23 protein-coding genes are annotated in these 25,551 nt (G+C 66.6%); 12 read left to right on the plus strand and 11 right to left on the minus strand.

Annotated features, from left to right (window positions below):
* Positions 1–233: 233 nt before the first annotated feature.
* The 5 genes from cyoA to ACM6JT_RS27485 all read left to right on the plus strand — a co-directional run bounded on the left by cyoA (position 234) and on the right by ACM6JT_RS27485 (position 5,355).
* Complete coding sequence (gene cyoA, locus ACM6JT_RS27465; protein WP_034178995.1) at positions 234–1,124, plus strand: ubiquinol oxidase subunit II; 891 nt, start codon at positions 234–236, stop codon at positions 1,122–1,124.
* 3 nt (positions 1,125–1,127) lie between these two features.
* Positions 1,128–3,140 (plus strand): cytochrome o ubiquinol oxidase subunit I, encoded by a 2,013-nt coding sequence (gene cyoB / locus ACM6JT_RS27470; RefSeq protein ID WP_105391403.1) that lies wholly within the window; start codon positions 1,128–1,130, stop codon positions 3,138–3,140.
* Entirely contained in the window at positions 3,140–3,751 is a 612-nt protein-coding gene (cyoC, locus tag ACM6JT_RS27475; RefSeq protein ID WP_034178993.1) for a cytochrome o ubiquinol oxidase subunit III, read from the plus strand. The genes cyoB and cyoC overlap by 1 nt, the downstream gene beginning before the upstream one ends.
* Positions 3,752–4,084: a cytochrome o ubiquinol oxidase subunit IV gene (gene cyoD, locus ACM6JT_RS27480; protein ID WP_034178992.1), complete on the plus strand. Its 333-nt coding sequence runs from the start codon at positions 3,752–3,754 to the stop codon at positions 4,082–4,084.
* Positions 4,085–4,179: 95 nt separating this feature from the next.
* The gene (locus tag ACM6JT_RS27485; protein WP_243564894.1) at positions 4,180–5,355 is read left to right on the plus strand and encodes a fatty acid desaturase; all 1,176 of its coding nucleotides are present in this window, start codon (positions 4,180–4,182) and stop codon (positions 5,353–5,355) included.
* Here the strand turns inward: ACM6JT_RS27485 and fdhD are convergent.
* A complete protein-coding gene (fdhD, locus tag ACM6JT_RS27490) occupies positions 5,340–6,194 on the minus strand; it encodes a formate dehydrogenase accessory sulfurtransferase FdhD (RefSeq protein WP_131947145.1) in 855 nt (284 codons plus the stop codon). The genes ACM6JT_RS27485 and fdhD overlap by 16 nt on opposite strands.
* 120 nt (positions 6,195–6,314) lie before the next feature.
* On the opposite strand from fdhD, the gene ACM6JT_RS27495 reads away from it, so the two are divergent.
* On the plus strand, positions 6,315–6,797 hold the full coding sequence (locus ACM6JT_RS27495) for a nitrate reductase associated protein (protein WP_034178989.1): 483 nt from the start codon (positions 6,315–6,317) through the stop codon (positions 6,795–6,797).
* A gap of 45 nt (positions 6,798–6,842) precedes the next feature.
* On the opposite strand, the gene ACM6JT_RS27500 is transcribed toward ACM6JT_RS27495, so the two are convergent.
* Positions 6,843–7,238 (minus strand): acyl-CoA thioesterase, encoded by a 396-nt coding sequence (locus ACM6JT_RS27500; RefSeq protein WP_034178988.1) that lies wholly within the window; start codon positions 7,236–7,238, stop codon positions 6,843–6,845.
* A gap of 174 nt (positions 7,239–7,412) precedes the next feature.
* Here ACM6JT_RS27500 and ACM6JT_RS27505 point away from each other — a divergent pair, with 174 nt between their 5' ends.
* Entirely contained in the window at positions 7,413–9,284 is a 1,872-nt protein-coding gene (locus ACM6JT_RS27505) for an ABCB family ABC transporter ATP-binding protein/permease (protein ID WP_105391406.1), read from the plus strand.
* A gap of 113 nt (positions 9,285–9,397) precedes the next feature.
* Here the strand turns inward: ACM6JT_RS27505 and murU are convergent, their stop codons facing one another.
* Together murU and ACM6JT_RS27515 are read right to left on the minus strand one after the other, a co-directional pair.
* Positions 9,398–10,117 carry an N-acetylmuramate alpha-1-phosphate uridylyltransferase MurU gene (gene murU / locus ACM6JT_RS27510; protein WP_243564892.1) on the minus strand — a complete coding sequence of 240 codons (720 nt, stop codon included), beginning with the start codon at positions 10,115–10,117 and terminating at the stop codon, positions 9,398–9,400.
* A gap of 22 nt (positions 10,118–10,139) precedes the next feature.
* Positions 10,140–11,189, minus strand: coding sequence for an aminoglycoside phosphotransferase family protein (locus tag ACM6JT_RS27515; RefSeq protein WP_105391408.1), 1,050 nt, complete (start codon positions 11,187–11,189; stop codon positions 10,140–10,142).
* A 223-nt stretch (positions 11,190–11,412) separates the two neighbouring features.
* On the opposite strand from ACM6JT_RS27515, the gene ACM6JT_RS27520 reads away from it, so the two are divergent.
* From ACM6JT_RS27520 to rsmA, 4 genes are read left to right on the plus strand one after another with little or no spacing between them, the layout of a single operon-like run.
* Positions 11,413–13,773, plus strand: a complete 2,361-nt coding sequence (locus ACM6JT_RS27520; protein ID WP_034178985.1) for an LPS-assembly protein LptD — start codon at positions 11,413–11,415, stop codon at positions 13,771–13,773.
* A gap of 51 nt (positions 13,774–13,824) precedes the next feature.
* On the plus strand, positions 13,825–15,183 hold the full coding sequence (locus ACM6JT_RS27525; RefSeq protein WP_105391409.1) for a peptidylprolyl isomerase: 1,359 nt from the start codon (positions 13,825–13,827) through the stop codon (positions 15,181–15,183).
* An 11-nt stretch (positions 15,184–15,194) separates the two neighbouring features.
* The gene (pdxA, locus tag ACM6JT_RS27530) at positions 15,195–16,181 is read left to right on the plus strand and encodes a 4-hydroxythreonine-4-phosphate dehydrogenase PdxA (RefSeq protein WP_243564890.1); all 987 of its coding nucleotides are present in this window, start codon (positions 15,195–15,197) and stop codon (positions 16,179–16,181) included.
* Between the two features lie 49 nt (positions 16,182–16,230).
* The gene (gene rsmA / locus ACM6JT_RS27535; RefSeq protein WP_243564889.1) at positions 16,231–17,058 is read left to right on the plus strand and encodes a 16S rRNA (adenine(1518)-N(6)/adenine(1519)-N(6))-dimethyltransferase RsmA; all 828 of its coding nucleotides are present in this window, start codon (positions 16,231–16,233) and stop codon (positions 17,056–17,058) included.
* A 108-nt stretch (positions 17,059–17,166) separates the two neighbouring features.
* On the opposite strand, the gene ACM6JT_RS27540 is transcribed toward rsmA, so the two are convergent.
* Both ACM6JT_RS27540 and gloA read right to left on the minus strand, forming a co-directional pair.
* Positions 17,167–18,102 carry a DMT family transporter gene (locus tag ACM6JT_RS27540; protein WP_034178981.1) on the minus strand — a complete coding sequence of 312 codons (936 nt, stop codon included), beginning with the start codon at positions 18,100–18,102 and terminating at the stop codon, positions 17,167–17,169.
* Between the two features lie 251 nt (positions 18,103–18,353).
* Positions 18,354–18,749 carry a lactoylglutathione lyase gene (gene gloA, locus ACM6JT_RS27545; RefSeq protein WP_034178980.1) on the minus strand — a complete coding sequence of 132 codons (396 nt, stop codon included), beginning with the start codon at positions 18,747–18,749 and terminating at the stop codon, positions 18,354–18,356.
* Positions 18,750–18,880: 131 nt separating this feature from the next.
* On the opposite strand from gloA, the gene ACM6JT_RS27550 reads away from it, so the two are divergent.
* A complete protein-coding gene (locus ACM6JT_RS27550) occupies positions 18,881–19,969 on the plus strand; it encodes an RNA-guided endonuclease InsQ/TnpB family protein (RefSeq protein ID WP_051983609.1) in 1,089 nt (362 codons plus the stop codon).
* 117 nt (positions 19,970–20,086) lie between these two features.
* Here the strand turns inward: ACM6JT_RS27550 and ACM6JT_RS27555 are convergent, their stop codons facing one another.
* Genes ACM6JT_RS27555 through glyQ form a run of 5 tightly spaced genes read right to left on the minus strand, consistent with a single transcriptional unit; the run spans position 20,087 to position 25,529 of the window.
* Positions 20,087–20,974, minus strand: coding sequence for a M48 family metallopeptidase (locus tag ACM6JT_RS27555; RefSeq protein WP_034179426.1), 888 nt, complete (start codon positions 20,972–20,974; stop codon positions 20,087–20,089).
* Positions 20,975–21,020: 46 nt separating this feature from the next.
* Positions 21,021–21,785 (minus strand): lysophospholipid acyltransferase family protein, encoded by a 765-nt coding sequence (locus tag ACM6JT_RS27560; RefSeq protein WP_034178979.1) that lies wholly within the window; start codon positions 21,783–21,785, stop codon positions 21,021–21,023.
* Positions 21,786–21,828: 43 nt separating this feature from the next.
* Positions 21,829–22,392 (minus strand): D-glycero-beta-D-manno-heptose 1,7-bisphosphate 7-phosphatase, encoded by a 564-nt coding sequence (gmhB, locus tag ACM6JT_RS27565; protein ID WP_034178978.1) that lies wholly within the window; start codon positions 22,390–22,392, stop codon positions 21,829–21,831.
* Between the two features lie 10 nt (positions 22,393–22,402).
* Positions 22,403–24,502 carry a glycine--tRNA ligase subunit beta gene (gene glyS / locus ACM6JT_RS27570; protein WP_034178977.1) on the minus strand — a complete coding sequence of 700 codons (2,100 nt, stop codon included), beginning with the start codon at positions 24,500–24,502 and terminating at the stop codon, positions 22,403–22,405.
* Between the two features lie 22 nt (positions 24,503–24,524).
* The gene (gene glyQ / locus ACM6JT_RS27575) at positions 24,525–25,529 is read right to left on the minus strand and encodes a glycine--tRNA ligase subunit alpha (protein ID WP_082729061.1); all 1,005 of its coding nucleotides are present in this window, start codon (positions 25,527–25,529) and stop codon (positions 24,525–24,527) included.
* Positions 25,530–25,551: the final 22 nt, after the last annotated feature.

Raw genomic sequence — 25,551 nt, forward strand, 5'->3', positions numbered from 1 at the left:
ACGGCTCCCTATCCGTTGCGCCATAGGCCATCGCCGGCAATCGTGCGCGGGTGCCGGCGTCCCGATTCGCCCCGCTCGGGGCGGTTCCGGCTCACCTCGGCAAAGCTTGTCCGCCGTCAAGTTGCACTGCGGCAATTTTCCGTACAGTTCGCGCACAGGTCGCCGCGGCCGGATGCGTCGCGCGATGACGGCATGCGGCCGGCTCTTCTCAACGACAATCAGGCGAACGAACAATGATCGGACGAATCACCGGCGGAGCGCGTGCGGCGCCCGCCATCGGGCTGCTGGCGGCACTCGCCGGCTGCAGCGACCTTCACGTGCTCGATCCGAAGGGCGCGGTGGGCGTCGCCGAGAAATCGCTGATCGCGACGGCGACGTGGGCGATGCTGATCGTCGTCGTGCCGGTGATCCTGCTGACGCTTTACTTCGCGTGGCGCTACCGCGCGTCGAACCGCAACGCAACCTACGCGCCGAACTGGTCGCACTCGACCGCGATCGAAGTCGTGATCTGGACGGTGCCGACGCTGATCATCCTGTTCCTCGGCATCCTCACGTGGCGGACGACGCACGAGCTCGACCCGTACAAGCCGCTCGAATCGTCGGTGAAGCCGATCGATGTCGAGGTTGTCGCGCTCGACTGGAAGTGGCTGTTCATCTATCCGGAGCTCGGCATCGCGTCGGTGAACCAGCTCGCGATTCCGGTCGGCACGCCGGTGAATTTCCGCATCACGTCGGACTCGGTGATGAACTCGTTCTTCATCCCGCAGCTCGGCAGCCAGGTCTATGCGATGGCCGGCATGCAGACGCGCCTGCACCTGATCGCCGACGAGGCGGGCAGCTACGCGGGCGTGTCCGCCAACTACAGCGGCCGCGGCTTCTCCGACATGAAGTTCCGCACGCTCGCGGAGCCGCGCGAGCAGTTCGACGCGTGGGTGCGGAAGGTGAAGGCGTCGTCCGACCGGCTCGACATGACCGCCTACGGCGCGGTCGCACAGCCGAGCGAGAAGGCGCCCGTGCGCTACTTCTCGTCGGTGGATCCGAAGCTCTTTCACAACATCATCGCGAAATACAACAACGGCCACGCCCTCGACCCGAAGGACGCCGCCTGCACGACGAAGGGGTAACGCATGTTCGGCAAACTCACACTATCGGCGATCCCGTTCGACCAGCCCATCATCATGGGGGCGAGCGCCTTCATGGGGCTCGTCGTGCTGGGCATCGTCGCCGCGCTGACGGTCACCGGCCGATGGAAATGGCTGTGGAGCGAATGGCTGACGTCCGTCGATCACAAGAAGATCGGCGTGATGTACCTGGTCGTCGCGGTGCTGATGCTGCTGCGCGGCTTCGCGGACGCCGTGATGATGCGCGTGCAGCTCGCGCTCGCGTACAACGGCCCCGGCTACCTGCCGCCGCATCATTACGACCAGGTCTTCACCGCGCACGGCGTGATCATGATCTTCTTCATGGCGATGGCGCTGCTGGTCGCGTTCTTCAACCTGATCGTGCCGCTGCAGATCGGCGCGCGCGACGTCGCGTTCCCGTTCCTGAACTCGCTGAGCTTCTGGATGACGGCGATGGCCGCGATCCTGATGAACATCTCGCTCGTGATCGGCGAATTCGCGCAGACGGGCTGGCTCGCGTATCCGCCGCTGTCGGAGCTGCAGTTCAGCCCGGGTGTCGGCGTCGACTACTACCTGTGGGCGCTGCAGATCTCGGGCGTCGGCACGCTGATCACGGCGATCAACTTTTTCGTGACGATCATCAAGATGCGCGCGCCGGGCATGACGTTGATGAAGATGCCGGTGTTCACGTGGACCGCGCTGTGCTCGAACGTGCTGATCATGGCCACGTTCCCGATCCTGACGGTCGCGCTCGCGCTGCTGGGCCTCGACCGCTACCTCGACATGCACTTCTTCACGAACGATGCCGGCGGCAATGCGATGCTGTACCTGAACCTGATCTGGGCATGGGGGCATCCGGAGGTGTACATCCTCGTGCTGCCCGCGTTCGGCATCTATTCGGAAGTCATCGCCACGTTCGCGAAGAAGCCGTTGTTCGGCTACCGGACGATGGTCTATGCATCGTGCGTGATCATGGTGCTCGCGTTCCTCGTGTGGCTGCACCACTTCTTCACGATGGGTTCCGGTGCGGACGTCAACGCGTTTTTCGGCATCATGACGATGGTCATCGCGATTCCGACCGGCGTGAAGATCTTCAACTGGCTGTTTACGATGTACCGCGGCCGCATCGAATTCACGGCGCCCGTGCTGTGGACGATCGGTTTCATGGTCACGTTCACGCTCGGCGGCATGACCGGCGTGATGATGGCGATTCCCGGCGCGGACTTCGTGCTGCACAACAGCCTGTTCCTGATCGCGCACTTCCACAACGCGATCATCGGCGGCGTCGTGTTCGGCTACTTCGCGGGCGTGCATTACTGGTTCCCGAAGGTGTTCGGTTTCCGGCTCGACGAGAAGTTCGGCAAGCGTGCTTTCTGGTGCTGGTTCCTCGGCTTCTACGCGTCGTTCGTGCCGCTGTACGTGCTCGGCTTCATGGGCATGACGCGGCGGCTCAACCACTACGACAACCCGGCCTGGCATCCGTGGCTGGTCGCCGCCGCGTTCGGCGTCGCGCTGATCGCGCTCGGCGTGCTGTGTCAGGTCGCATCGGTGTGGGTCGGCTGGCGCAATCGCAACCAGCCGCAGTATCGCGATGCGACGGGCGATCCGTGGAACGGCCGCACGCTCGAATGGGCGACGAGTTCGCCGCCCGCCGTCTACAACTTCGCGGTGATCCCGAACGTTCATGAACTCGACGAGCTCGCGTATCGCAAGGCGAAGGGCCTCGGGCTCGGTCTCGGCAAGAACGTCAGGTACCAGGACATCCACATGCCGTCGAACACGAGTGCGGGCTTCTTCGTCGGCCTCTTCAGCCTGATGCTCGGCTTCGCACTCGTCTGGCACATCTGGTGGCTCGCGATTGCCGCGCTCGTCGGCATCGTCGCGACGGTGGTGCTGTACAGCGCACAGGACAACGACGGCTATTACATTCCGGCGGATACCGTCCGCACGATCGAGGAACAACGCGCGGGCGTGCGGATCGGCACACCGGCGCCGCAAGCCGAACTGGAGGCGAACTGATGTCGTATCAATCTCTCGCGGGCGCCGGCCATCAACCGGCGGCGCACCACCATCCGCCGTCGCATTCGGTGTTCGGCTTCTGGCTGTACCTGATGACCGACTGCGTGATCTTCGCGTCGCTGTTTGCGACGTTCGCGGTGCTCGGCCACCAGTTTGCGGGCGGGCCGACCGCGAAGGACCTGTTCGATATCCCGGGCGTCGCACTCGAGACCGCCGCGCTGCTGCTGTCCAGCATCACGTACGGCTTCGCGATGCTCGGCGCGCAGCGCCGCCGGCGCGGCACCGTGTTCGTCTGGCTTGCGGTGACGTTCGTGCTCGGCGCTGCGTTTCTCGCGATGGAACTGCGCGAGTTCTCGCACCTGATCGCGGAAGGCGCGGGCCCGCAGCGCAGCGCGTTCCTGTCGGCGTTCTTCGCGCTGGTCGGCACGCACGGATTGCACGTGGCGGTGGGCCTGTTGTGGATGGTCGTGCTCGTGGTGCAGATCGCACGTGGCCCCGGCATGACGGAACGCGACTTCCGGCGCCTCACCTGCCTGAGCCTCTTCTGGCACTTCCTCGACATCGTCTGGATCTGCGTGTTCTCCTTCGTCTATCTCGCGGGCGTGATCTAAATGGCTCATTCGGAACTCATCCACCACGATGAAGCGCACGGCACGGCCGGCGGCTACGTCGTCGGTTTCGTGCTGTCGGTGCTGCTGACGGCCGCGTCGTTCGGCCTCGTGACGGGCGGCGTGCTGGCGCCGAGGGCGGCGCTCATCGCGCTCGCGGTGCTCGCGTTCGTGCAGATTCTCGTGCACCTCGTGTGCTTCCTGCACATGAACACGTCGTCCAGCCAGCGCTGGAACGTGATGGCGTTCAGCTACACGGTGCTCACTGCGCTGATCCTGATCTTCGGGACGCTGTGGGTGATGCACAACGTCAGCATGAACATGATGTCGCGTTAACCGGCCCGGGCCGTGGTTTGGCCCGCCCTTCCGCGCCGTGCCCGCAGCACGGCTTTGTTCCTTTCGGGCGTGCGGTTCGCGCGCCTTTGCGCATCATGATCAACAACGATTCCCAGACCCCGGTTCGTGCCGACGAGCCGATCCCGCATCGCAAGGTCATCCGCGCGTGGCTCGTGCCGTTCGCCACGCGCGAGATCGTGCGCCCGATCGCGCTGCTCGTGCTCGACTACCTGCTGCTGTTCGCGGCGTTCGCCGGCGCGCTGCTGATTCCGTCGATCATCGGCAAGATCGTCTGCGGGATGGCCGCCGGCTTCATCACCGGGCGGCTCTTCATCATCGGGCACGACGCGTGTCACCAGAGCCTGACGCCCGATCGCCGGCTGAACCGCTGGCTCGGCCGCATCGCATTCCTGCCGTCGCTGACGCCATACAGCCTGTGGGAAGTCGGGCACAACGTCGTGCACCACGGTTATACGAACCTGAAGGGCTTTGACTTCGTGTGGGCGCCGCATACGCCGGCGGAATACGCCGCGCTGTCGCCGGTGCGCCGCTTGCTGGATCGCGTCTACCGAAGCGGCTGGGCGCCGGGGCTTTATTATCTCGTCGAGATCTGGTGGCTGCGGATGTATTTCCCGACCAGGACCTATGTCGGTGCGTCGCGGCCCGTATTCCGGCGCGACTGCCTGCTGGTGACGGGCTTCGCGGCCGTGTGGATCGCCGCCGTCGTCTGGGTGGCGATCGCGACAGGGCAGCCCATCGCGCTGCTGCTCGCAACCGCTGTGCTCGTGCCGTTCCTGTTCTGGTGCTCGATGATCGGCTTCGTCGTGTATGTCCATCACACCGATCCGCGCATCGCGTGGCACGCGAACCGCGCGGAATGGTCGAATGCCGCGCCGTTCGTGTCGACCACGCTGCACCTGACGTTCCCGTTCGGTATCGGCGGCCTGCTGCACCACATCATGGAGCACACGGCGCATCACGTGGACATGAGCGTGCCGCTGTACCGGCTCAAGCCCGCGCAGTCAAAACTGGAAGACATGCTGCCCGGGCGGATCGTCGTGCAGCGCTTCAGCTGGCGCTGGTATTTCGACACGGCGCGCCGCTGCAAGCTCTATGACACCGACCGCAAGCTCTGGACGGACTACCTCGGAAACCGGACGAGCGACGCGGCATGCGACGCGCTCCCGCCGGCCGCCGCGGACGAACTGGGGGGCGCGGTTCCCGAACCGGCGGGCAAGGTGCCCGCCGCGAGCGCTCACGCGGTGCCGTAATCCACGTGGCCGGTTTCGCGGCAGAAGCTGACGAGCCGCAAACCGGCCGCCTTTGCGATCTCGATCGCGAGCGACGACGGCGCGGAGATGGTTGCGACCATCGGGATGCCGACCCGTGCGGCCTTGCGCACGAGCTCGTAGCTCGCGCGGCTCGACAGGAACACGAAGCCGTCGGTCGCGTCGGCGCGCGACAGCACGAGCGAGCCGATCAGCTTGTCCAGCGCGTTGTGGCGGCCAACGTCCTCGAACGCGATCCGGATCGCGCCTGTTGCGTCGCACCATGCGGCCGCATGCAGGCCGCCCGTGAGCTGCGTGAGCGCCTGGTGGGCCGGCAGCGCATGTGCCGCGCGCGCCAGCGCGTCGGGCGCGAGGCGCGCGAGAAAGCCCGTGTCGGGCACGCGTTCGGGCGCGAGGTCGAGCAGGTCGATGCTTTCGATTCCGCATACGCCGCAGCCGGTGCGCCCCGCGAGCGCGCGGCGCCGGTCCTTCAGCGCGGCGAATGCCTGCTGGACGACTTCCAGATGGACTTCCGCATGCGGCAGCGGCGCGTCGGCGTGCAGGATCACCTCGATGTCCTTGATGTCGCTGCCGCGCGCGACGATCCCTTCCGAGATTGCGAAGCCGACCGCGAACGCTTCGAGGTCGCACGGCGTGCACATCATCACCGCGTGCGAGATGCCGTTGAAGACGAGTGCGACGGGCCATTCCTGGCCGACGTAGTCGTGCGCGGTTTCGACGGCGCCGCCGCGCGTGCGGCGCACGGACAGCTCGATCGCGCCGCGCGGTTCGGCGTGCGGTTCGTCGCGCAGTTCGTCGGATTCGGTCGGATTCACGAGCACTCCCGTTGATTCGAGGCACGGCTGGCGGACCATCAATCGTGTCCGCCGTCCGCGCGCAGAGGTTCTAAAATACCCCAGGCAGGCCGGCCGCGCCGGCAACCGTCATGTCAGGTAACGACCATGGGACTCAGCGACGCTCCGTTGCTATTCAACTTCGAACACGATTCGTCGGAAAATTTCACGTACATCCCGATGATCGTGCGTTTCAACCTCGACCGCTTCGGTTTGCGGATTTCGCTCGAGCAGTGGCAGTTGCTGCCGCTCGAGGACCGCAAGCTGCTCGCGCGCTTTCCGGCCGACGACGACACCGCGATCGAGCCCAACTTCGATCATGCGCTGTTCGAGATGCTGCGCACGCACGCCGATCTGGAACCGTCGTGGTTCCAGCCGGACGAGCAGCCGAGCTGGCGCGCCACCGACACGGTGCCGGAGTCGCTCGTGCAGCAGAGCGCGCTGGCCGGGTTGTCGGCACCCGCGCTCGCGCAGTGGCAGCGGCTTGCGCCGTTCCAGCGCTACGTGCTGGTGAAGCTGTCGCGCAAGCCGAAGCTGAATCACGATTTCCTGCCCGCGATGCGGGAGTTCGGGCTGACGGCCACGCACTGACGGGCCGCGTGCCGCGCCGCAGCGCGGCGCTTGTCCGTCAGGGCGTCAGAGCGGCGGCAGTTGCCGCGGCTTGCGGTCCTGGCCGGTCGCGACGTACGTGAGCGTCGCTTCGGTGACCTTCACGATTTCGCCCATCAGGCGCATGCGCTGTGCATACACCTCGACGTCGACCGTGATCGACGTGTTGCCGGTGCGCATGATGGTCGCGTAGAAGCTCAGAAGATCGCCGACGAACACCGGCTGCTTGAACACGAACGAGTTGACCGCGACCGTCGCGACGCGTCCATTTGCGCGCTGGCTCGCGGGGATCGAACCGGCAATGTCGACCTGCGACATGATCCAGCCGCCGAACACGTCGCCGTGGACGTTCGCGTCGTGCGGTTGCGGGACGACGCGCAGCGCGGGCTGCTTTTGCGGAAGTTCGAGGGTCGAATCGGTCATGGCGGGGGCTTTCATCCTGTAATAAATTCGCCGCCGCGCGCAGGCTGGCCGGCAAGACCGCCGGCAGCGGCGCGAAGCGGCTTCTGCGACAATACAACGTTCGCAAATTGTACGAGAAAGCGGGCGAGCCGGCCGCCGATGCACGCGTCCGGCGCCGCCGCCGATCCTTCCCCCATGCGCCGATTTCCTGCTTCCGGCGAGCCCGCGCCGGCTTCGACCGGGCCCCGCAACGACTGGCAGACCATCCGGTCGCTGCTGCCGTACCTGAGCACCTACAAATGGCGCGTCGCGCTCGCGCTCGCCTGCCTGATCGGCGCGAAGGTCGCGAACCTCGGCGTGCCGGTCGTGATGAAGCGCATCGTCGACCACCTGTCCTACGTGCAGCAGATCACCGCGCTCGGCCGCGCCGAGCAGTCGGCCGGCATCGTGCTCGCGGGCGGCGTCGGGCTGCTGGTCGTCGCGTATGCGTTCGTGCGGCTGTCGACGTCGCTGTTTACCGAGCTGCGCGAGATCCTGTTCTCGAAGGTCACCGAGAGCGCGGTGCGCCAGCTCGCGCTGCAGGTATTCAGGCACCTGCACGGGCTGTCGCTGCGGTTTCACCTGGAGCGCCAGACGGGCGGCATGTCGCGCGACATCGAGCGCGGCACGCGCGGCATCCAGCAGCTGATTTCGTATTCGCTGTACAGCATCCTGCCGACGCTCGTCGAGGTCGGGCTCGTGCTCGGCTTCTTCGTGGTCAAGTACGAGGCCTATTACGCGTACGTGACGTTCGCTGCGCTGGTCACGTACATCGTGTTCACGGTGAAGGTCACCAACTGGCGCACGCACTTCCGCCGCACGATGAACGAACTCGATTCGCGCGCGAACGCGCGGGCGATCGATTCGCTGATCAACTACGAGACGGTGAAGTACTTCGGCAACGAGGAGTGGGAAGCGCAGCGCTACGACGAGAACCTGAAGCGCTACCGCAAGGCGGCGATCCGCTCGCAGAACTCGCTGTCGGTGCTGAACTTCGGCCAGCAGGCGATCATCGGCACGGGGCTCGTGTTCATCCTGTGGCGCGCGACGCAGGGCGTGCTCGCGGGCAAGCTGACGCTCGGCGATCTCGTGCTGATCAACACGTTCATGCTGCAGCTCTATATTCCGCTGAACTTTCTCGGCGTCGTCTATCGCGAGCTGAAGCAGAGCCTCACCGACATGGACCGGATGTTCGGGCTGCTGTCGGCCGCGAAGGAAGTCGCGGATTTACCCGATGCACGGCCGCTCGCGGTGGCCGGCGCGCAGGTGCGCTTCGAGCATGTGAACTTCGCATACGAGCCGGCGCGGTCGATCCTGCACGACGTGACGTTCACGATCGACGCGGGCACGACGACCGCGGTGGTCGGTCACAGCGGTTCCGGGAAGTCGACGCTGTCGCGCCTGCTGTTCCGCTTCTACGATCTCGACCGGCAGGCGGGCGGCGCGATCCGGATCGACGGCCAGGACATTCGCGACGTCACGCAGGATTCGCTGCGCGCATCGATCGGGATCGTGCCGCAGGACACCGTGCTGTTCAACGACTCGATCTACTACAACATCGCGTACGGCCGGCCGACCGCGACCCGCGACGAGGTGGTCGCGGCCGCGCGTGCCGCGCATATCCACGATTTCATCGAAAGCTTGCCGAAGGGCTATGACACGCCGGTCGGCGAGCGCGGGCTGAAGCTGTCGGGCGGCGAGAAGCAGCGCGTCGCGATCGCGCGCACGCTGCTGAAGAATCCGCCGATCCTGCTGTTCGACGAAGCGACGTCGGCGCTCGATTCGCGTTCGGAACGCGCGATCCAGCACGAGCTCGACCAGATCGCGCGGCATCGCACGACGCTCGTGATCGCGCATCGGCTGTCGACGGTCGTGCACGCGCAGCAGATCCTCGTGATGGATCACGGACGGATCGTGGAACGCGGCACGCACGACGAACTCGTGCGTGCGGACGGGCTGTATGCGCAGATGTGGGCGCTGCAGCAGCAGCGCGCGGCGGCGGGCGGGGAAGAGGCCGAGGCCGCGTGAGCGGCGATGCTGCGCGCGGTGGCGCGCAGCGGGAACCCGGGGCGGTCTGCCGGAAGTGCGCGCGGGCAGCGTAGCGGCACGACGCGGCGCCGCGTAGGTAGTCCGTCGTCCGGTCAGCCCGCGGCGCGCAGCCGCGCGTCGAGTTCGCCGAGCTGCGCGGGCGTGCCGACGTTCTCCCAGACGCCTTCGTACAGTTCGCCGCTCGCGCGGCCGGCTTCGATCGTCGCGCGGAAGTACGGCGTCAGTGCGCGTCGCGTGCCGGGCGCGAGATCGCGGAACATCCGCGTGTCGTACAGGCCGATGCTGCCGAACGTGACGCGCTCGCCGCCGTCGAGCGACAGGCGCCCGTCGCCACCGAGCACGAAGTCGCCGGACGGATGGAACGGCGGATTCGGCACCATCACGAGATGCATCGCGGGCGCGTCGAGTGCCGACATGCGCGCGGCGGGGGCGGCGAGCTTCCCGTAATCGAACTCGGCGAACACGTCGCCGGCCACCGCGACGAACACTGTCGGCCGCCCGTCGGGTTCCAGCAGCGGCAATGCCTGCGCGATGCCGCCGGCGGTTTCCAGCGCTTCGCCCTCGGCCGAATACGCGAGCCGCACTCCCCAGCGCGAACCGTCGCCGAGCGAGGCCTCGATCCGTTCGCCGAGCCATGCATGGTTGATCACGATCGTCTCGATGCCCGCGCGTGCGAGCGCTTCGATCTGCCAGACGATCAGCGGCTTGCCGCCCGCTTCGAGCAGCGGCTTCGGGCGGGTGTCGGTCAGCGGGCGCATCCGTTCGCCGCGCCCGGCGGCGAAGATCATCGCCGTGGTCAGGGTGTCACTCATGTTCGGCCGGGTGTCAGGACAGTCAGAACGTATAGCCCACGTCGGCCGGCGCGTTGCCCTCGAGTTCGTCGAGCAGCTTCGCGAACGGCACGAGCGGGCGATAGCGCAGCGCGACCTTGCGCGCATACGCGAGGAAGCGCGGCAGGTCGTTCAGGTAGTGCGGCTTGCCGTCGCGGTAATTGATGCGCGCGAACAGGCCGAGGATCTTGATATGGCGCTGCAGCCCCATCCATTCGAGCTGGCGGTAGAACTCGCCGAAATCCGGATCGACCGGCAGGCCGGCCTTTTTCGCCTTTTCCCAGTAGTACGCGAAGCAGTCGAGCTCGAACTCCTCGTCCCAGCTGACGAACGCGTCGCGCAGCAACGACACGACGTCGTACGTCAGCGGCCCGTAGACGGCGTCCTGGAAGTCGAGCACGCCCGGATTCGGCTCGCAGACCATCAGGTTGCGCGGCATGAAGTCGCGCAGCATGAAACCCTGCGGCTGCGCGTGCGCGCTGGCGACTAGCAGTGCGAAGGTGCGGTCGAGCGTGCCGCGCATCGCGTCGGTGACGGGCTTGCCGAGGTGGCGGCCGACGAACCATTCGGGCAGCAGCTCCATTTCGCGGCGCAGGAACGCTTCGTCGAACGGCGGCAGCACGTCGGGCTTCGACGTGAGCTGGAAGCGGATCAGCGCGTCGAGCGCGTCGCGCATCAGCGGCCGCGCGGCGGCCGGGTCGGCCGGATCGAGCACCGAGATGTACGACGTGCGGCCGAGGTCCGTCACGAGCATGAAGCCCGCATCGAAATCGTGGGCCAGGATGTCCGGCACGTGATCGCCGGCCGCGGCGAGCAACTGCGCGACCTGGACGAACTCGCGGCACTTCTCTGGCGGCGGCGCGTCGACGGCAATCAGCGTGCCGCCGGCGCTCGTGGCCGACGCGACACGGAAATAACGGCGGAAACTGGCGTCGGACGACGCAGGCGCGAGGGTCGACAGGTCAAGGGCGTAGCGCCCGGCGAGCGGGCGCAGCCACGCGGTGAGTGCGTCGAGGCGGGCGTCGGGCTGGGATGCGGCGGATGGCGGCGTCATGAAACTCGGGGGAGGGGGGAACGTCTTGCCATATAATACCCCACGACTTTTTTGACGCGCCCCGCGTCAGCTTCCGCCGTACAGGCCCGCTGCCTGTCGCGCCGTCCGCCCGATCGCCTCCCCGGTTTGCGCTCAGCCGCAGTCGCGGTTCGACGGCGCGGCCCGCCGTGCGCGAGTGTGCCGTGAAGGCGCGGTTGACAAGGGGCGATTCGCCAAACGATAGATGCCGCCCAAACCGCTATTCCCGAATGTTTTCCCCGGTGACGGGGCGCCGCGCAAACGGCGGCTCGCGCTCGCGCTCCTGGCCGTGCCGGGCCTCGTGCCGGCCGTGTCGTACGCGCAGCTGTCGGGCGCGGCTGCGCAGCCGCAGCCGCTCGACTCGCCGTGGGATCTGCGTCTCGCACCCCAGCTCGAGGATCATCCGCTGAAGGACGGCGCGAAGCCGGCCGCCTTCGTGATCGCCGACCACACGAGCGGCACGGCCGAGCAGGATCTGGCCGCGAAGGGTTCGGCCGAACTGCGGCGCGGCGAAGCCGTCGTGAAGGCCGACGCGATCCACTACGATCAGGATACCGACATGGCCGATGCGTACGGCCAGGTCAGGATAGTCAACGGCGGCACGTCGTTCGCGGGCCCCGAGGCGCATCTGAAGATCGAGGCGAACCAGGGCTTCATGACGGCGCCGAAGTACCACTTCAACGTGACGGGCGGGTCGGGCAGCGCGGAGCGCGTCGACATGGTCGACAACGAGCGCTCGGTGTTCGTCAACGGCACGTACACGGCGTGCCAGTGCTCGACGAACCCCGCGTGGTACATCAAGGGCAGCCGCTTCGACTTCGATACGGGCGCCGACGAAGGCACCGCGCGCAACGGCGTGCTGTTCTTCCAGGGCGTGCCGATCTTCGCGAGCCCGTGGCTGACGTTCCCGCTGTCGGGTGAGCGGCGCAGCGGCCTGCTGCCGCCGACGTTCTCGATGAACTCGAACAACGGCTTCGAGCTGTCGCTGCCGTACTACTTCAACATCGCGCCGAACCGCGACCTGACGCTTACGCCGCGCATCATCTCGCGGCGCGGCGTGATGGCCGAAGCGACGTTCCGCTACCTGTCGGCGTCGTATTCGGGCACGCTGACGGCCAATTACCTGCCGGATGACCGGCTCGCGCACCGCAACCGCTACGCGATCTACTGGCAGCACCAGCAGAACTTCGGCGGCGGCTTCGGCGGCTACGTCTACTACAACAAGGTCTCGGACAACACCTATCCCGAAGATCTCGGTTCGACGAACCAGTTCATCAACGGGACGCAGACGCTGTACCAGCAGGAAGCCGGCCTCACGTACAACAACGGCCCGTGGTCGGTGCTTGCGCGTTACCAGCACTGGCAGACGCTGCCGCCGTCGATCGCGCCGTACAGCCGCGAGCCGCAGTTGAACGTGAAGTACACGAAGTACAACGTCGGCGGCTTCGACTTCGGCGCGGAAGCCGATTATTCGCGGTTCCGCATCACGACGGCCGATGCGACCGAAGGCGACCGGATCGTCTTCAACCCGTACATCGCATACGGCGTGTACGGCCCCGGCTACTTCGTCGTGCCGAAGGTCCAGTACCACTTCGCGTCGTACGACCTGAGCCACCTGTCGTCGGGCACGCCGAACAACCCGAAGCGCTTCACCGAGTCGATCCCGACCGTGACCTTCGACTCGGGCCTGATCTTCGACCGCTCGGTGCGCCTGTTCGGGCAGGACTTCATCCAGACCCTCGAGCCGCGCCTGTACTACGTGTACACGCCGTATCGCGACCAGTCGAACGCGCCGCTGTTCGACACCGCGGAATCGGACTTCGGCCTCGCGGAGATCTACCAGCCGAACACGTTCGTCGGCAACGACCGGATCGCCGATGCGAACCGGATCACGGCCGGCCTCACGTCGCGCTTCATCGATCCGCGCACCGGCGACGAGCGTGCGCGCTTCGTGATCGCGCAGCAGTACTACTTCGCCGATCAGCGCGTCACGCTGAACCCCGGGCAGAGCGCCGTGCTGGCGCGCCACTCGGACCTGATCGTCGGCGCCGCGCTGAAGCTCGGTTCGGGCTTCATGTCGGAAACGGCGTTCCAGTACAACCAGAACAACAACCAGCTCGTGAAGTCGAGCATCGGTTTCGGCTACAGCCCGGGCGAGCGCCGCGTGATCAACGTCGGCTACCGCTATACGCGCTCGAACACCACGCTCGACAACCAGCCGATCAACCAGTTCCTGGTGTCCGCGCAGTGGCCGCTCACGCGCCGCCTGTATGCGATCGGCCGCTTCAACTACGATCTCGCCGGCGATCGCGTGGTCGACGGTCTGCTCGGCTTACAATACGACGCGGATTGCTGGGCGCTCGGGGTAGGGGTGCAGCGGGCCGCGAACGGCATCAATTCGTCGGGACAGCAGAACTCGTCGACGCGCTTCATGATGCAACTGACGCTCAAGGGCTTGTCGACCGTCGACAACGGCCTCGTGTCCGCATTCCGCGCCGGGGTGCCGGGCTACACGCCGCTGCCGCCGCCGCCGCCGCCGATGTCCCGCTTCAGCAACTACGAGTAACGCCGGCTTGTCTGCACCGGTCAGCACGATTTCAATGGAGTATCAGTGGCAATGAAGAAATCCCTTCGTTTCGCGGCAGTCGTGTCCAGCCTCGCCGCGTCCGCCGCGCTGCTCGCCGCCGCGCCGGCCGCGGCGCAGGCGCTCGGTTCGCGAGGTGCGCAGCTCGCCGACGAAGTCGTCGCGGTCGTCAACAACGACGTGATCACGGGCCGCGAACTCGACCAGCGCGTCGGCCTGATCGCGCGCCGGCTGCAGCAGCAGAACGCGCCGGTGCCGCCGGCCGACCAGTTGCGTGCGCAGGTGCTGAACCAGATGGTGCTCGAGCGGATCCAGGTGCAGAAGGCCAAGGACGACGGGATCCGCATCGACGACGCGACCGTGCAGTCGACGCTGCAGCGTCTCGCGCAAGCGAACGGGATGACGCTCGAGCAGTACCGCGCGCGTCTGGAGTCGCAAGGCGTGCCCTGGAGCATCTTCACGAGCGATGCGCGTACCGAGCTGATGCTGTCGAAGCTGCGCGAGCGCGAGGTCGACGGCAAGATCACCGTGTCGGACGCCGAGGTCGCGAACTACATCGCGAGCCAGCGCGGGCCGAACGCGGCACAGCAGCAGGACCTGCGCTTCCAGCACATCTTCATCAAGGCGCCGACCAACGCGCCGCAGGCCGACATCGAAGCCGCGCAGAAGAAGGCCGACGCGCTGCTGCAGCAAGCGAAGTCGGGCGCCGATTTCGAGCGGCTCGCGAAGAACAACTCCGAAGCAAACGACGCGAAGAAGGGCGGCGACCTCGGCTTCAAGGCGCCGAGCGCGCTGCCGGCCGAAGTCGTCGATGCCGCATCGAAGCTGCGCCCGGGCCAGGTCAACCCGACGCTGATCCGCGTGCCGGACGGCTTCGAGATCGTGCGTCTCGTCGACCGCCGCCAGAGCCAGGGCGCTTCCGCCGCGGCGCCGAAGATCGTCCAGACGCACGTGCGCCACATCCTGCTGCGCGTGGGCGAAGGCAAGTCGGAAGGGCAGGCGCGCCAGCAACTGGCCGACATCCGCAACCAGGTCGAGGCCGGCGGCGATTTCGCGAAGTTCGCGCGTACCTACTCGCAGGACGGTTCGGCGTCGCAGGGCGGCGATCTCGGCTGGATCAGCCCGGGTGAAACCGTGCCGGAATTCGAGCGTGCGATGAACAACCTGCAGGACGGCCAGATCAGCCAGCCGATTCGTACCGAGTACGGCTACCACCTGATCCAGGTGCTGAACCGCCGCGAGGCGGAAGGCTCGGTGCAGCAGCAGATGGACATCGCGCGTCAGGCGATCGGCCAGCGCAAGGCCGAGCAGGCATATGCCGACTGGCTGCGCGAGCTGCGCGACTCGTCGTACGTGCAGTTCAAGATCGGCGGCGCCGGCCCGGCGAACTGAACGAGCCTCCGATGACCACGCCCGCGCTGCAGATCGCGATCACGACCGGCGAACCCGCGGGCGTCGGCCCTGAGCTGACCGTGCAGGCGCTGCGAGATGCCGCGCAGCGCTGGCCCGACGCGCATTTCACCGTGCTCGGCGATGCGGCGCTGCTCGACGCGCGCGCGGCGGCGGTCGGCGCGAGCCCTGCAACGCTCGCCGGCGGGCAGGTGTCGGTCGCGCATCACGCGCTCGCCGCTCCCGTGCAGGCGGGCAAGCTGGATGCGGCGAACGGCCGGTACGTGCTCGACCTGCTCGACACGGCGATCGACGGCGCGCTGGCGGGCCGGTACGACGCGATCGTTACCGCGCCGCTGCAGAAGAGCACGATCAACGATGCGGGCGTGCCGTTCACCGGCCATACCGAATACCTGGCCGAGCGCACGCATACGCCGCGTGTCGTGATGATGCTGGCGGGCACCGGTGCCAGGCCGCTGCGCGTCGCGCTCGCGACCACGCACCTGCCGCTGAAGGACGTGTCGGCCGCGCTGACGATCGACGGGCTCGTCGAGACGCTCGCGATCATCGATCGCGACCTGCGGCGCGACTTCGGTCTCGCCGCGCCGCGCATCCTCGTGACGGGCCTGAACCCGCACGCGGGCGAGAACGGTTATCTCGGCCGCGAAGAGATCGACGTGATCTCGCCGGCGCTGGCCCGCGCGAACGCGCAGGGTATCGATGCGCGCGGCCCGTATCCGGCCGACACGCTGTTCCAGCCGCGCCATCTGGCCGATGCCGATTGCGTGCTCGCGATGTTCCATGACCAGGGGTTGCCCGTGCTGAAGTACGCGACGTTCGGCGAGGGCATCAACGTGACGCTCGGGCTGCCGATCATCCGCACGTCGGTCGATCACGGCACCGCGCTCGATCTGGCCGGCACGGGCCGCGCGGATCCGGGCAGCATGGTCGCCGCGCTCGATACGGCCGTCACGATGGCGCGCCATCGCCGCGCGGCCTGACGCGGCCCGACCTCACCCCATTCGTCGTATTTTTCGTTTTACTGAGTCGATGTCGAACAGCAGACAGCACCAAGGCCACTTCGCGCGCAAGCGCTTCGGGCAGAACTTCCTCGTCGATCACGGCGTGATCGATTCGATCGTGTCGACGATCGGTCCCGCGCGCGGCCAGCGCATGGTCGAGATCGGCCCCGGGCTCGGCGCGCTGACCGGGCCGCTGATCGAGCGTCTCGCGACGCCCGAGGCGCCGCTGCACGCGGTCGAGCTCGACCGCGACCTGATCGGGCGCCTGCAGCAGCGCTTCGGCGCGCTGCTCGAACTGCACGCGGGCGACGCGCTCGCGTTCGACTTCGGTTCGCTCGCGGCGCCCGGCGACAAGCCGTCGCTGCGGATCGTCGGCAACCTGCCGTACAACATTTCCAGCCCGCTGCTGTTTCACCTGATGACGTTCGCCGACGTGGTCATCGACCAGCATTTCATGCTGCAGAACGAAGTCGTCGAGCGGATGGTCGCAGAGCCGGGCACGAAGGCGTTTTCGCGGCTGTCGGTGATGCTGCAGTACCGCTACGTGATGGAAAAGATGCTCGACGTGCCGCCGGAATCGTTCCAGCCGCCGCCGAAGGTCGATTCGGCGATCGTCCGGATGATTCCGTACGAGCCGCACGAACTGCCGGACGTCGATCCGGTGCTGCTCGGCGAAATCGTCACCGCCGCGTTCTCGCAGCGCCGCAAGATGCTGCGCAATACGCTCGGCGACTATCGCGAGACGATCGATTTCGATGCGCTCGGCTTCGATCTCGCGCGCCGTGCGGAGGACGTGAGCGTGGCCGAATACGTCGGCGTCGCGCAGACGCTCGCGGCGGTGCGCAAGGCCGGGTAACGCGCATGGCGCGGGCCGGACCACCGGATGTCGCGATGAGGCTGCCCCGCGGGGCAGCTTTTTTATTGCGCTCGTGCCTTTCTTCGCATGTGCGGCTGCCGCCTGCCGTCACGCCCGCCTGCGCGGCGGCGTGTTGACGAGCGCGATGCCGGTCAGCACGAGCGCGGCCGCGGACATGAAGCGCCAGCCGACCGATTCGCCGAGCAGCAGCACGCCGAACGCGACGCCGAACAGCGGCGACAGGAACGTGAATACGGACAGCCGCGACGCGCTGTAGCGCGTCAGCAACCAGAACCACGACAGGTAGCTGACGAACGCGACGATCACCGACTGGTACGCGAGGCTTGCCACCGCGACCGGCGTCACATGCGCGAACGACATCTGGCCGAACAGCGCGGCCAGCGCGACCAGTACGACCGCCGACACCGCGAGCTGGTAGAACAGCGTCTTGCTCGCACTTGCGTGCGCGAGCGCCGTCGAACGCACGACGACCGTCGTCGCGGCCCACATTGCGCCGCCGAGTATGCCGAGCGCGTCGCCGGCCAGCCCCGCCAGCACCGATGCGCCGGGCGCGCGCGGCGTCAGGAAGCCGTCCGCGAACGCGAGTGCGATACCGGCGAACGCGAGGCCGACGCCGGCCCACTGCGCGCGCTGCAGCCGTTCGCCCGGCGCGAACAGGTGCAGGCCGAGCGCGGTGAAGCAGGGTGCCGTGTACAGGAAGATCGCCATGTGCGACGCGCTCGTCAGCGTCAGCCCGAAGAACACGCAGACGAATTCGCCGGCGAACAGCGCACCGGCCGCGAGGCCGGCGCCGAACGTGCCGTCCGCGTGGAACAGCGGCGTGCCGCGCGCGCGGGCCCAGCCCCACAGCAGCAGCGCGGCAATCACCGAGCGCAGCCCGGCCTGGAACATCGGCGCGATGGCGGCATTCGTGCTCTTGATCGCGACCTGCTGGAAGCCCCAGATCGCGCACAGCAACAGCATCAGGCCCACCGCGCGCATGTCGAGCGCGCGGCGCATGGGCGTGGCGGCAAGCGTGGTCATCGGCGAGCCTCGCTGATTCGATACGGCAGCAGCGAGATCGGGTGGGCGGCGCGTTCGGCGCGCTCGAATCGGCGGTTTCGCACGAGAGTTTAGAGAGGCGCGAGATGGTCTTGGAGTCGGGAACGAGAATCTAAACTTGGACCTCGCAGCCTCGGAGCGGGCTCACGGTGGACGAACATTCGAAGGGCAATGTAAGCGCCGCCTATGGTCCTCTGTGCGATGAGAGTTGGAGGCTTCACGCTTTGTGAGGTTTAGTCGACTCGACCTTTTTTCTGGATCAGTTCAATTTTGTAGCCATCGGGGTCCGCGACAAAGGCGATCACGGTTGTACCGTGCTTCATAGGGCCGGCTTCGCGCGCCACGACGCCACCGCGCTTTTTTACTTCTTCACAGGCGGCATACGCGTCTTCCACTTCCAGCGCGATATGACCGTACCCCGTTCCCAAGTCGTACTTGTCGGTGCCCCAGTTGTAGGTCAATTCGATAGCTGCGGCTTCGGACTCGTCTTCGTAACCGACAAATGCCAGCGTGAACTTTCCATCAGGGTAGTCGTGCTTTCGGAGCAGACGCATGCCGAGGACCTCGGTGTAGAAGCGGATGGACGCGTCCAAATCGCCTACGCGAAGCATAGTGTGCAGGATTCGCATGAGTAGTCCTTTGATGGCGCGTCGAAAGACGCATTGAGAACCCGCAATTGTAGAGGATATGGAGTTGACCTGCTTTTCGCCCCAACTTGTCCCTTGACCGGCAGTTTCTTCCGCAGGTTAGGATGACCGGCATGATTCTTGTCTACCGCTACCGCGTGAAGTCGCTCAACGGACTGCTCAACAAACAGAGCCGTGCGGTGAACTACGTCTGGAATTTCTGCAACGACACGCAGAAGCACGCGCTCAAGTGGAGCAAGAGGTGGCCGACCGGCTTCGACCTGAATGTGCTCACGACCGGCAGCAGCAAGGAACTCGGCATTCACTCGGGAACGGTCAACGCAACGTGCGAGCAGTACGCGAAGTCGCGCAGCCAGCACCGGCGCCCTTACCTGCGCTATCGCGGCAGGAAATCGCTTGGCTGGGTGCCGTTGAAAGGCCGCGACATGAAACGTGAAGGCGACGCGTTTCGCTTTGCCGGCCATACTTTCCGCGTGTTCAGCAGCCGGCCGCTCCCTGAAGGCAAGATCAAGGACGGAACCAATTTTGCGCAGGATGCGCGCGGCAACTGGTTTCTCAACATCGTGATCGAGATGCCCGATGTTCAGGCGCGCCCGATCCGTTCCGGCGTCGGCCTCGATCTCGGTCTGAAAGACTTCGCCACACTTTCGACCGGCGAGAAGCTGCCTAACGACCGGTTCGGCCAGCGCGCGGCCGAAAAGCTGGCGAGAGCCCAACGCGCGCGAAAGCACAAACGACATATCGCGAAGCTGCACGCGAAAGTGGCGAATGCCCGCGCCGATTTCCAGCACAAGCTCGCACTCGATCTGGTGCGACGCTTCGACTACATCGCGGTCGGCAATGTGTCGGCCACCAAACTCGCCAGAACCAGGATGGCGAAGAGCATCTACGACGCATCCTGGTCGTCCTTCCGAAACAAGCTTCGTCACAAAGCGATGGCGCACGGAGTCACGTTCGAGGAAGTGGACGAAAGCGGTTCTACCCAGTCCTGTTCGGCGTGCGGGTCGAGAGACAGCACGACGCGGCCGAAAGGTATCGCGGGACTGCGAGTAAGAGAGTGGACCTGCGGTGACTGTGGCGTCGAGCATGATCGTGATACCAACGCTGCGCTGAACATTCTCCGATGCGGGCGTGCATCGCCAGTAGTGGGAATCCACTGCCGTTTGGCGGTGGAGGACGTCAACCAGAAGAAGGCGCACTGAGCGCGGGATGAGCAGGCCGCGGCGCGCGATGCATGTGGCGGCCGGTCGAACGAACGGGCGGTGCGGGGTGACCCGCAGCGCCCGTTTGCATTTGCGCGCGAGGAAAGACTGCGCGCGTTACAGCGACGGCAGCAGCTCGGGCGGGTGATGCTTGAGCGTGTGCCGCGCTTCGCGGAACTCGGGGAAGATCGATTCGACGGTCTGCCAGAAGGCGGGGCTGTGGTTCATCTCGCGCAGGTGCGACAGTTCGTGCGCGACCACGTAGTCGACGATCGACATCGGAAAATGGATCAACCGCCAGTTCAGGCGGATCTTGCCGTCGCTCGAGCAGCTGCCCCAGCGCGTCGCGGCCGACGACAGCGCGTACATCGAATACGTGACGCCCAGCTTTTCCGCATAGACCGCGAGGCGTTCGCCGAAGATCCGCTTCGCCTCGCCCTGCAGCCAGCCCTGCACGCGATCCTTGATCTGCTGCATGTCGGCCTGCGCGGGCAGCGGCAACGACAGCCGCAGCGCATCGGCGTCGAACCCGACGGCGCCCGCGCCGAGCGCGATCGTCACCGTCTTGCCGAGATACGGAAGCTGCGCGCCGTCGCGCCAGTCGATCTGCGGCAGCGCGCGCTGCTCGGTGCGCGTTTTCCACTCCGCGAGCTTCGCGAAGATCCAGCGTTGTTTCTCGGAGATCGCGGCTTCGATGTCGGCGAGCGTGACCCAGCGCGGCGCGGTGATCGACAACCCGCTGCCGTCGATCGTGAAGCCGATCGTGCGGCGCGCCGAGCGCTTCAGGCGGTATTCGAGCACGCGGCTGTCGAGTGCGAACGTGCGCACGCGCGAGCGGTCGGGGGCCGGGCCCGGATCGAGCGGTGCGGCGGGCGCCGCTTCAGGCGGCGCCGGCGGCGTGGCGGGCGCCGACGGTGCGGCGGCCGGCCCGTCGAAGAGCGGCAGATCCATCTGGCGATGATCGAGAGCCACGACGGCTGGCCGTGGCCGCGGACGCTGTTTCATCAGTTCGCTTCTTTTTGACGTACGCAACGGCTGCAACCCGCGGGATTCAGACTCGCGCGGCATCGCGCGTGCCGGCATTGCCCGCTTGACGATATGCATCGGGATCGATACGGCGCATTTCCGCTTCGATCCATGCTTCGACCTGCGAGTTCAATGCATCGGGCGTGAGGCCGGTCGAATCGATCGGCTTGCCGATCGACACGGTGACGACGCCCGGGAATTTCATGAACGAGTTGCGCGGCCACACCCGTCCTGCATTGTGCGCGATCGGCACGACGGGCGTGCCGGTTTCGATCGCGAAGCGCGCGCCGCCCGTCTTGTACTTGCCCTGCTTGCCGACCGGCGTGCGCGTGCCCTCGGGGAACATGATCATCCATGCGCCTTCCGACAGGCGCTTCTTGCCCTGGCGGATCACCGAGTTGAACGCGTTCTTGCCTTCCTTGCGGTTGATGTTGACCATGTGCAGCATCCCGAGCGCCCAGCCGAAGAACGGCACGTACAGCAGCTCGCGCTTGAACACGTAGCAGAGCGGCTTCGGCATCAGCGCCGGAAACGCGAGCGTCTCCCACGCGGACTGGTGCTTCGACAGCAGCACGGCCGGGCCGTCGGGCAGGTTGTCCATCCCTTCGATCCGGTAGCGGATGCCGTTCAGCCAGCGCACGACCCACAGCGTCGACTTGCACCAGCCGGCCGCCATCCAGTAGCGCGCATCGGGGCGCATGAACGGGAACGCGATGAAGCACGCGGTGGCGTACGGCACCGTGTACAGGATGAAGTAGATCAGCAGCAGCAGGGAGCGGACGAAGCGCATCGGCGTGAGTCTGGCGTTGGGGAGGATGCGCGCGGCAGCCGCATCACTCGTGTTCGTGTGAAAGGAAATCGAGCGCAAATGCGCGCAGGTCGTCGTGGACCTTCGTGCCGGGCGGCAGATTGCCGGCGGCGAGCGTTTTCTTGCCCTTGCCGGTCAGCACGAGGTGCGGCTGGAAGCCGACCGCGACACCGGCCTGCAGGTCGCGCAGCGAATCGCCGACGGCCGGCGTGTGACCGGGATCGATCTCGAAGCGCTCGGCGATCATCTGCATCATGCCGGGCTTCGGCTTGCGGCAGTCGCAGTGATCCTCGGCCGTATGCGGGCAGAAGAACACCGCGTCGATGCGCGCGCCGACCGCGGCCGCCGCGCGATGCATCTTCAGGTGCATCTCGTTGAGCGCGGCCATGTCGAACAGCCCGCGACCGATGCCGGACTGGTTGGTCGCGACGACCACGCGATAGCCCGCGTGGTTGAGCCGGGCGATCGCCTCGAGGCTGCCGGGCAGCGCGATCCATTCGTCGGGCGTCTTGATGAACGCATCCGAATCGACGTTGATCACGCCGTCCCGGTCGAGGACGACGAGCTTTCGGGTGGGGCTGGTCGGCATCGTGCGGCCCTTATGCGGCGAGCTTCGAGATGTCGGCGACGCAGTTCATCTGCTGGTGCAGTGCCGACAGCAGCGCGAGACGGTTCGCTCGCAGCGCGGGATCTTCCGCGTTGACCATCACGTCGTTGAAGAACGTGTCGACCGGCGCGCGCAACGCGGCGAGCGCCGACAGCGCGCCCGTGTACGCACGCGCCTCGAGCTGCGACTGCACGTGAGGCGTCACGGCCGCGAGCTGTTCGTGCAGCGCCTTCTCGGCTGCTTCGACGAGCAGCGCCGGCTGTACCGCGCCGTTCACGCCGCCTTCCGACTTCTTCAGGATGTTCGAGATCCGCTTGTTCGCGGCCGCGAGCGCTTCGGCTTCCACGAGAAGCGTGAATTCGCGCACCGCGTCGAGGCGTGCGACGAGATCGTCGACGCGCGTCGGGTTCAGGCTCAGCACGGCGTCGACTTCGCCGGCCGAATAGCCGCGCTCGCGCAGCAGGCCGCGCAGGCGATCCATGAAGAACGCGAAGATCGCATCGGTCGATTCGGCGACGCCCGGCACGCCTTCGAAGCGCGCGTGGGCCGTGCGCAGCAGCGACACGAGATCGAGCGGCAACTGCTTCTCGAGCAGCAGGCGCAGCACGCCGAGCGCATGGCGGCGCAGCGCGAACGGATCCTTCTCGCCGGTCGGCGCGAGGCCGATGCCCCAGATGCCGACGATCGTCTCGAGCTTGTCGGCGAGCGCGACGGCGGTCGATACGGGCGTGGTCGGCAGCGCGTCGCCGGAGAAGCGCGGCTGGTAGTGCTCGGCGCACGCGAGCGCGACGTCGTCGGCTTCGCCGTCGTGGCGCGCGTAGTACGTGCCCATCGTGCCCTGCAGTTCCGGGAATTCGCCGACCATGTCGGTCAGCAGGTCGGCCTTCGCGAGGCGCGCGGCGCGCTTCGCGTGCACGGCGTCGGCGCCGATCGCGGGTGCGATCTCGCCGGCCAGCGCCTCGAGGCGCTCGACGCGCGCGAGCGCCGAACCGAGCTTGTTGTGATAGACGACGTTCGCGAGCAGCGGCACGCGGTCGGCGAGCGGCTTCTTCTTGTCCTGCTCGAAGAAGAACTTCGCATCGGCGAGGCGCGGGCGCACGACGCGCTCGTTGCCTTCGACGATCTCGTCCGGCGTCTTCGTCTCGATGTTCGACACGATCAGGAAGCGCGAGCGCAGCTTGCCGCCGATATCGGTCAGCGCGAAATACTTCTGGTTCGTCTGCATCGTGAGGATCAGGCATTCCTGCGGCACCTGCAGGAATTCGTCCTCGAAGCGGCACGGGTAGACGACCGGCCATTCGACCAGCGACGTCACTTCGTCGAGCAGCGATTCGGGCATCACGACCGTGTCGCCGCTCGCGTGCTCGTTCAGTTGCGTGCGGATCGTTTCGCGGCGATCGGCGAAGTGCGCGATCACGCGGCCCTTGTCGCGCAGCGTGTCGGCGTAGGCGCGCGCATGCTGGATCGCGACGAGGCCGTCGGACAGGAAGCGGTGGCCGAGCGTGGTGTCGCCGGCGTCGATGCCGAACGCGGTGACGGGCACGATGCGATCGTCGTGCAGCACCGTCAGGCGATGCACGGGGCGCACGAACTGCACGTCGGAGCCGTCCGGGCGTTGATACGTCATCACCTTCGGGATCGGCAGCTTCGCGAGCGTTTCGTCGAGCGCGGCCTGCAGGCCGTCGGCGAGCGTCGCGCCGGCTGCCGAATAGTTGATGAAGAACGCTTCGGCCTTGCCGTCCTGCGCACGCTCGAGATCGGCGATCGACAGGTTCGGGTGGCCGAGCGCCGCGAGCTTCTTCGCGAGCGGGGCCGTCGGCTTGCCTTCGGCGTCGAGCGCGACCGACACGGGCAGGACCTTTTCGCGGACCTGTTTTTCAGGCGCGACGGCGCGCACGTTCTGCACGACGACGGCGAGGCGGCGCGGCGTGGCGTAGCGTTCGAACACGAGTTCGCCTTCGACGAGGTCGCGCGCCGCGAGGCGTTGCGCGAGACCTTCGGCGAATGCGTCGCCGAGGCGCGCGAGGGCCTTCGGCGGCAGCTCTTCGGTCAGCAGTTCGACGAGCAGGGGAGCGGGATGATTGTGCGTCATGTTTGGAGGAAATCTCGTCTCGTCAGTCTTGGTCGATCTTGCGTTCGACCTTGAGCGGCGGCGCCCATGCCGGCTGCGCGGCGTCCTGGGCGTCGGTGGTGAGGCCCGGCACGCCCGGCGGGTTACCGAGCATCGGGAAGCCGAGCTTCTCGCGCGAGTCGTAATAAGCCTGCGCGACGAGACGCGACAGCGCGCGGATGCGGCCGATGTACGCCGCGCGCTCGGTCACCGAGATCGCACCGCGCGCATCGAGCAGGTTGAACGTGTGGCCGGCCTTCAGCACGAGTTCGTACGCGGGCAGCGCGAGCTGCGCGTCGATCATCTTCTTCGCTTCCGCTTCGTAGCTGTTGAAGAACGTGAACAGCAGGTCGACGTTCGCGTGCTCGAAGTTGTAGGTCGACTGCTCGACCTCGTTCTGGTGATAGACGTCGCCATACGACAGGCGGCGCAGCTCGGGGCCGTTCGGGCCGTGCTCTTCCCACTCGGTCCACACGAGGTCGTACACGTTCTCGACCTTCTGCAGGTACATCGCGAGGCGTTCGAGGCCGTACGTGATCTCGCCGAGCACGGGTTTGCAGTCGAGGCCGCCGACCTGCTGGAAATACGTGAACTGCGTGACTTCCATCCCGTTCAGCCACACTTCCCAACCGAGGCCCCACGCGCCGAGCGTCGGGTTTTCCCAGTCGTCCTCGACGAAGCGCACGTCGTTCTGCTGCAGGTCGAAGCCGAGCGCTTCGAGCGAGCCGAGGTACAGGTCGAGGATGTTCTCCGGCGCCGGCTTGAGCACGACCTGGTACTGATAGTAGTGCTGCAGGCGGTTCGGGTTCTCGCCGTAGCGGCCGTCCTTCGGGCGGCGCGACGGCTGCACGTATGCGGCGCGCCACGGCTCGGGGCCGACCGCACGCAGGAACGTGTGGACGTGCGACGTGCCCGCGCCGACTTCCATGTCGATGGGCTGGAGCAAGGCGCAACCCTGCTTGTCCCAGTAGGACTGCAGCGTCAGGATGATTTGCTGAAACGTAAGCATGAAGAGCCTTCGAGGCGCTGGC

The sequence above is a fragment of the Burkholderia sp. IT-111MI5 genome, assembly GCF_949752865.1.
Lineage (GTDB): Bacteria > Pseudomonadota > Gammaproteobacteria > Burkholderiales > Burkholderiaceae > Burkholderia > Burkholderia pyrrocinia_C.

What these genes read in the sequence shown, in the direction of transcription:
- gloA (WP_034178980.1), bottom strand. Translation starts at nt 18,749, where the DNA reads ATGCGAATCCTGCACACTATGCTTCGCGTAGGCGATTTGGACGCGTCC.
- cyoB (WP_105391403.1), top strand. Translation starts at nt 1,128, where the DNA reads ATGTTCGGCAAACTCACACTATCGGCGATCCCGTTCGACCAGCCCATC.
- ACM6JT_RS27520 (WP_034178985.1), top strand. Translation starts at nt 11,413, where the DNA reads ATGCCGCCCAAACCGCTATTCCCGAATGTTTTCCCCGGTGACGGGGCG.
- ACM6JT_RS27550 (WP_051983609.1), top strand. Translation starts at nt 18,881, where the DNA reads ATGATTCTTGTCTACCGCTACCGCGTGAAGTCGCTCAACGGACTGCTC.
- cyoA (WP_034178995.1), top strand. Translation starts at nt 234, where the DNA reads ATGATCGGACGAATCACCGGCGGAGCGCGTGCGGCGCCCGCCATCGGG.
- ACM6JT_RS27495 (WP_034178989.1), top strand. Translation starts at nt 6,315, where the DNA reads ATGGGACTCAGCGACGCTCCGTTGCTATTCAACTTCGAACACGATTCG.
- pdxA (WP_243564890.1), top strand. Translation starts at nt 15,195, where the DNA reads ATGACCACGCCCGCGCTGCAGATCGCGATCACGACCGGCGAACCCGCG.
- ACM6JT_RS27505 (WP_105391406.1), top strand. Translation starts at nt 7,413, where the DNA reads ATGCGCCGATTTCCTGCTTCCGGCGAGCCCGCGCCGGCTTCGACCGGG.
- cyoD (WP_034178992.1), top strand. Translation starts at nt 3,752, where the DNA reads ATGGCTCATTCGGAACTCATCCACCACGATGAAGCGCACGGCACGGCC.
- ACM6JT_RS27555 (WP_034179426.1), bottom strand. Translation starts at nt 20,974, where the DNA reads ATGAAACAGCGTCCGCGGCCACGGCCAGCCGTCGTGGCTCTCGATCAT.
- ACM6JT_RS27560 (WP_034178979.1), bottom strand. Translation starts at nt 21,785, where the DNA reads ATGCGCTTCGTCCGCTCCCTGCTGCTGCTGATCTACTTCATCCTGTAC.
- ACM6JT_RS27540 (WP_034178981.1), bottom strand. Translation starts at nt 18,102, where the DNA reads ATGACCACGCTTGCCGCCACGCCCATGCGCCGCGCGCTCGACATGCGC.
- gmhB (WP_034178978.1), bottom strand. Translation starts at nt 22,392, where the DNA reads ATGCCGACCAGCCCCACCCGAAAGCTCGTCGTCCTCGACCGGGACGGC.
- rsmA (WP_243564889.1), top strand. Translation starts at nt 16,231, where the DNA reads ATGTCGAACAGCAGACAGCACCAAGGCCACTTCGCGCGCAAGCGCTTC.
- ACM6JT_RS27515 (WP_105391408.1), bottom strand. Translation starts at nt 11,189, where the DNA reads ATGACGCCGCCATCCGCCGCATCCCAGCCCGACGCCCGCCTCGACGCA.
- ACM6JT_RS27525 (WP_105391409.1), top strand. Translation starts at nt 13,825, where the DNA reads ATGAAGAAATCCCTTCGTTTCGCGGCAGTCGTGTCCAGCCTCGCCGCG.
- ACM6JT_RS27500 (WP_034178988.1), bottom strand. Translation starts at nt 7,238, where the DNA reads ATGACCGATTCGACCCTCGAACTTCCGCAAAAGCAGCCCGCGCTGCGC.
- glyS (WP_034178977.1), bottom strand. Translation starts at nt 24,502, where the DNA reads ATGACGCACAATCATCCCGCTCCCCTGCTCGTCGAACTGCTGACCGAA.
- glyQ (WP_082729061.1), bottom strand. Translation starts at nt 25,529, where the DNA reads ATGCTTACGTTTCAGCAAATCATCCTGACGCTGCAGTCCTACTGGGAC.
- ACM6JT_RS27485 (WP_243564894.1), top strand. Translation starts at nt 4,180, where the DNA reads ATGATCAACAACGATTCCCAGACCCCGGTTCGTGCCGACGAGCCGATC.
- cyoC (WP_034178993.1), top strand. Translation starts at nt 3,140, where the DNA reads ATGTCGTATCAATCTCTCGCGGGCGCCGGCCATCAACCGGCGGCGCAC.
- murU (WP_243564892.1), bottom strand. Translation starts at nt 10,117, where the DNA reads ATGAGTGACACCCTGACCACGGCGATGATCTTCGCCGCCGGGCGCGGC.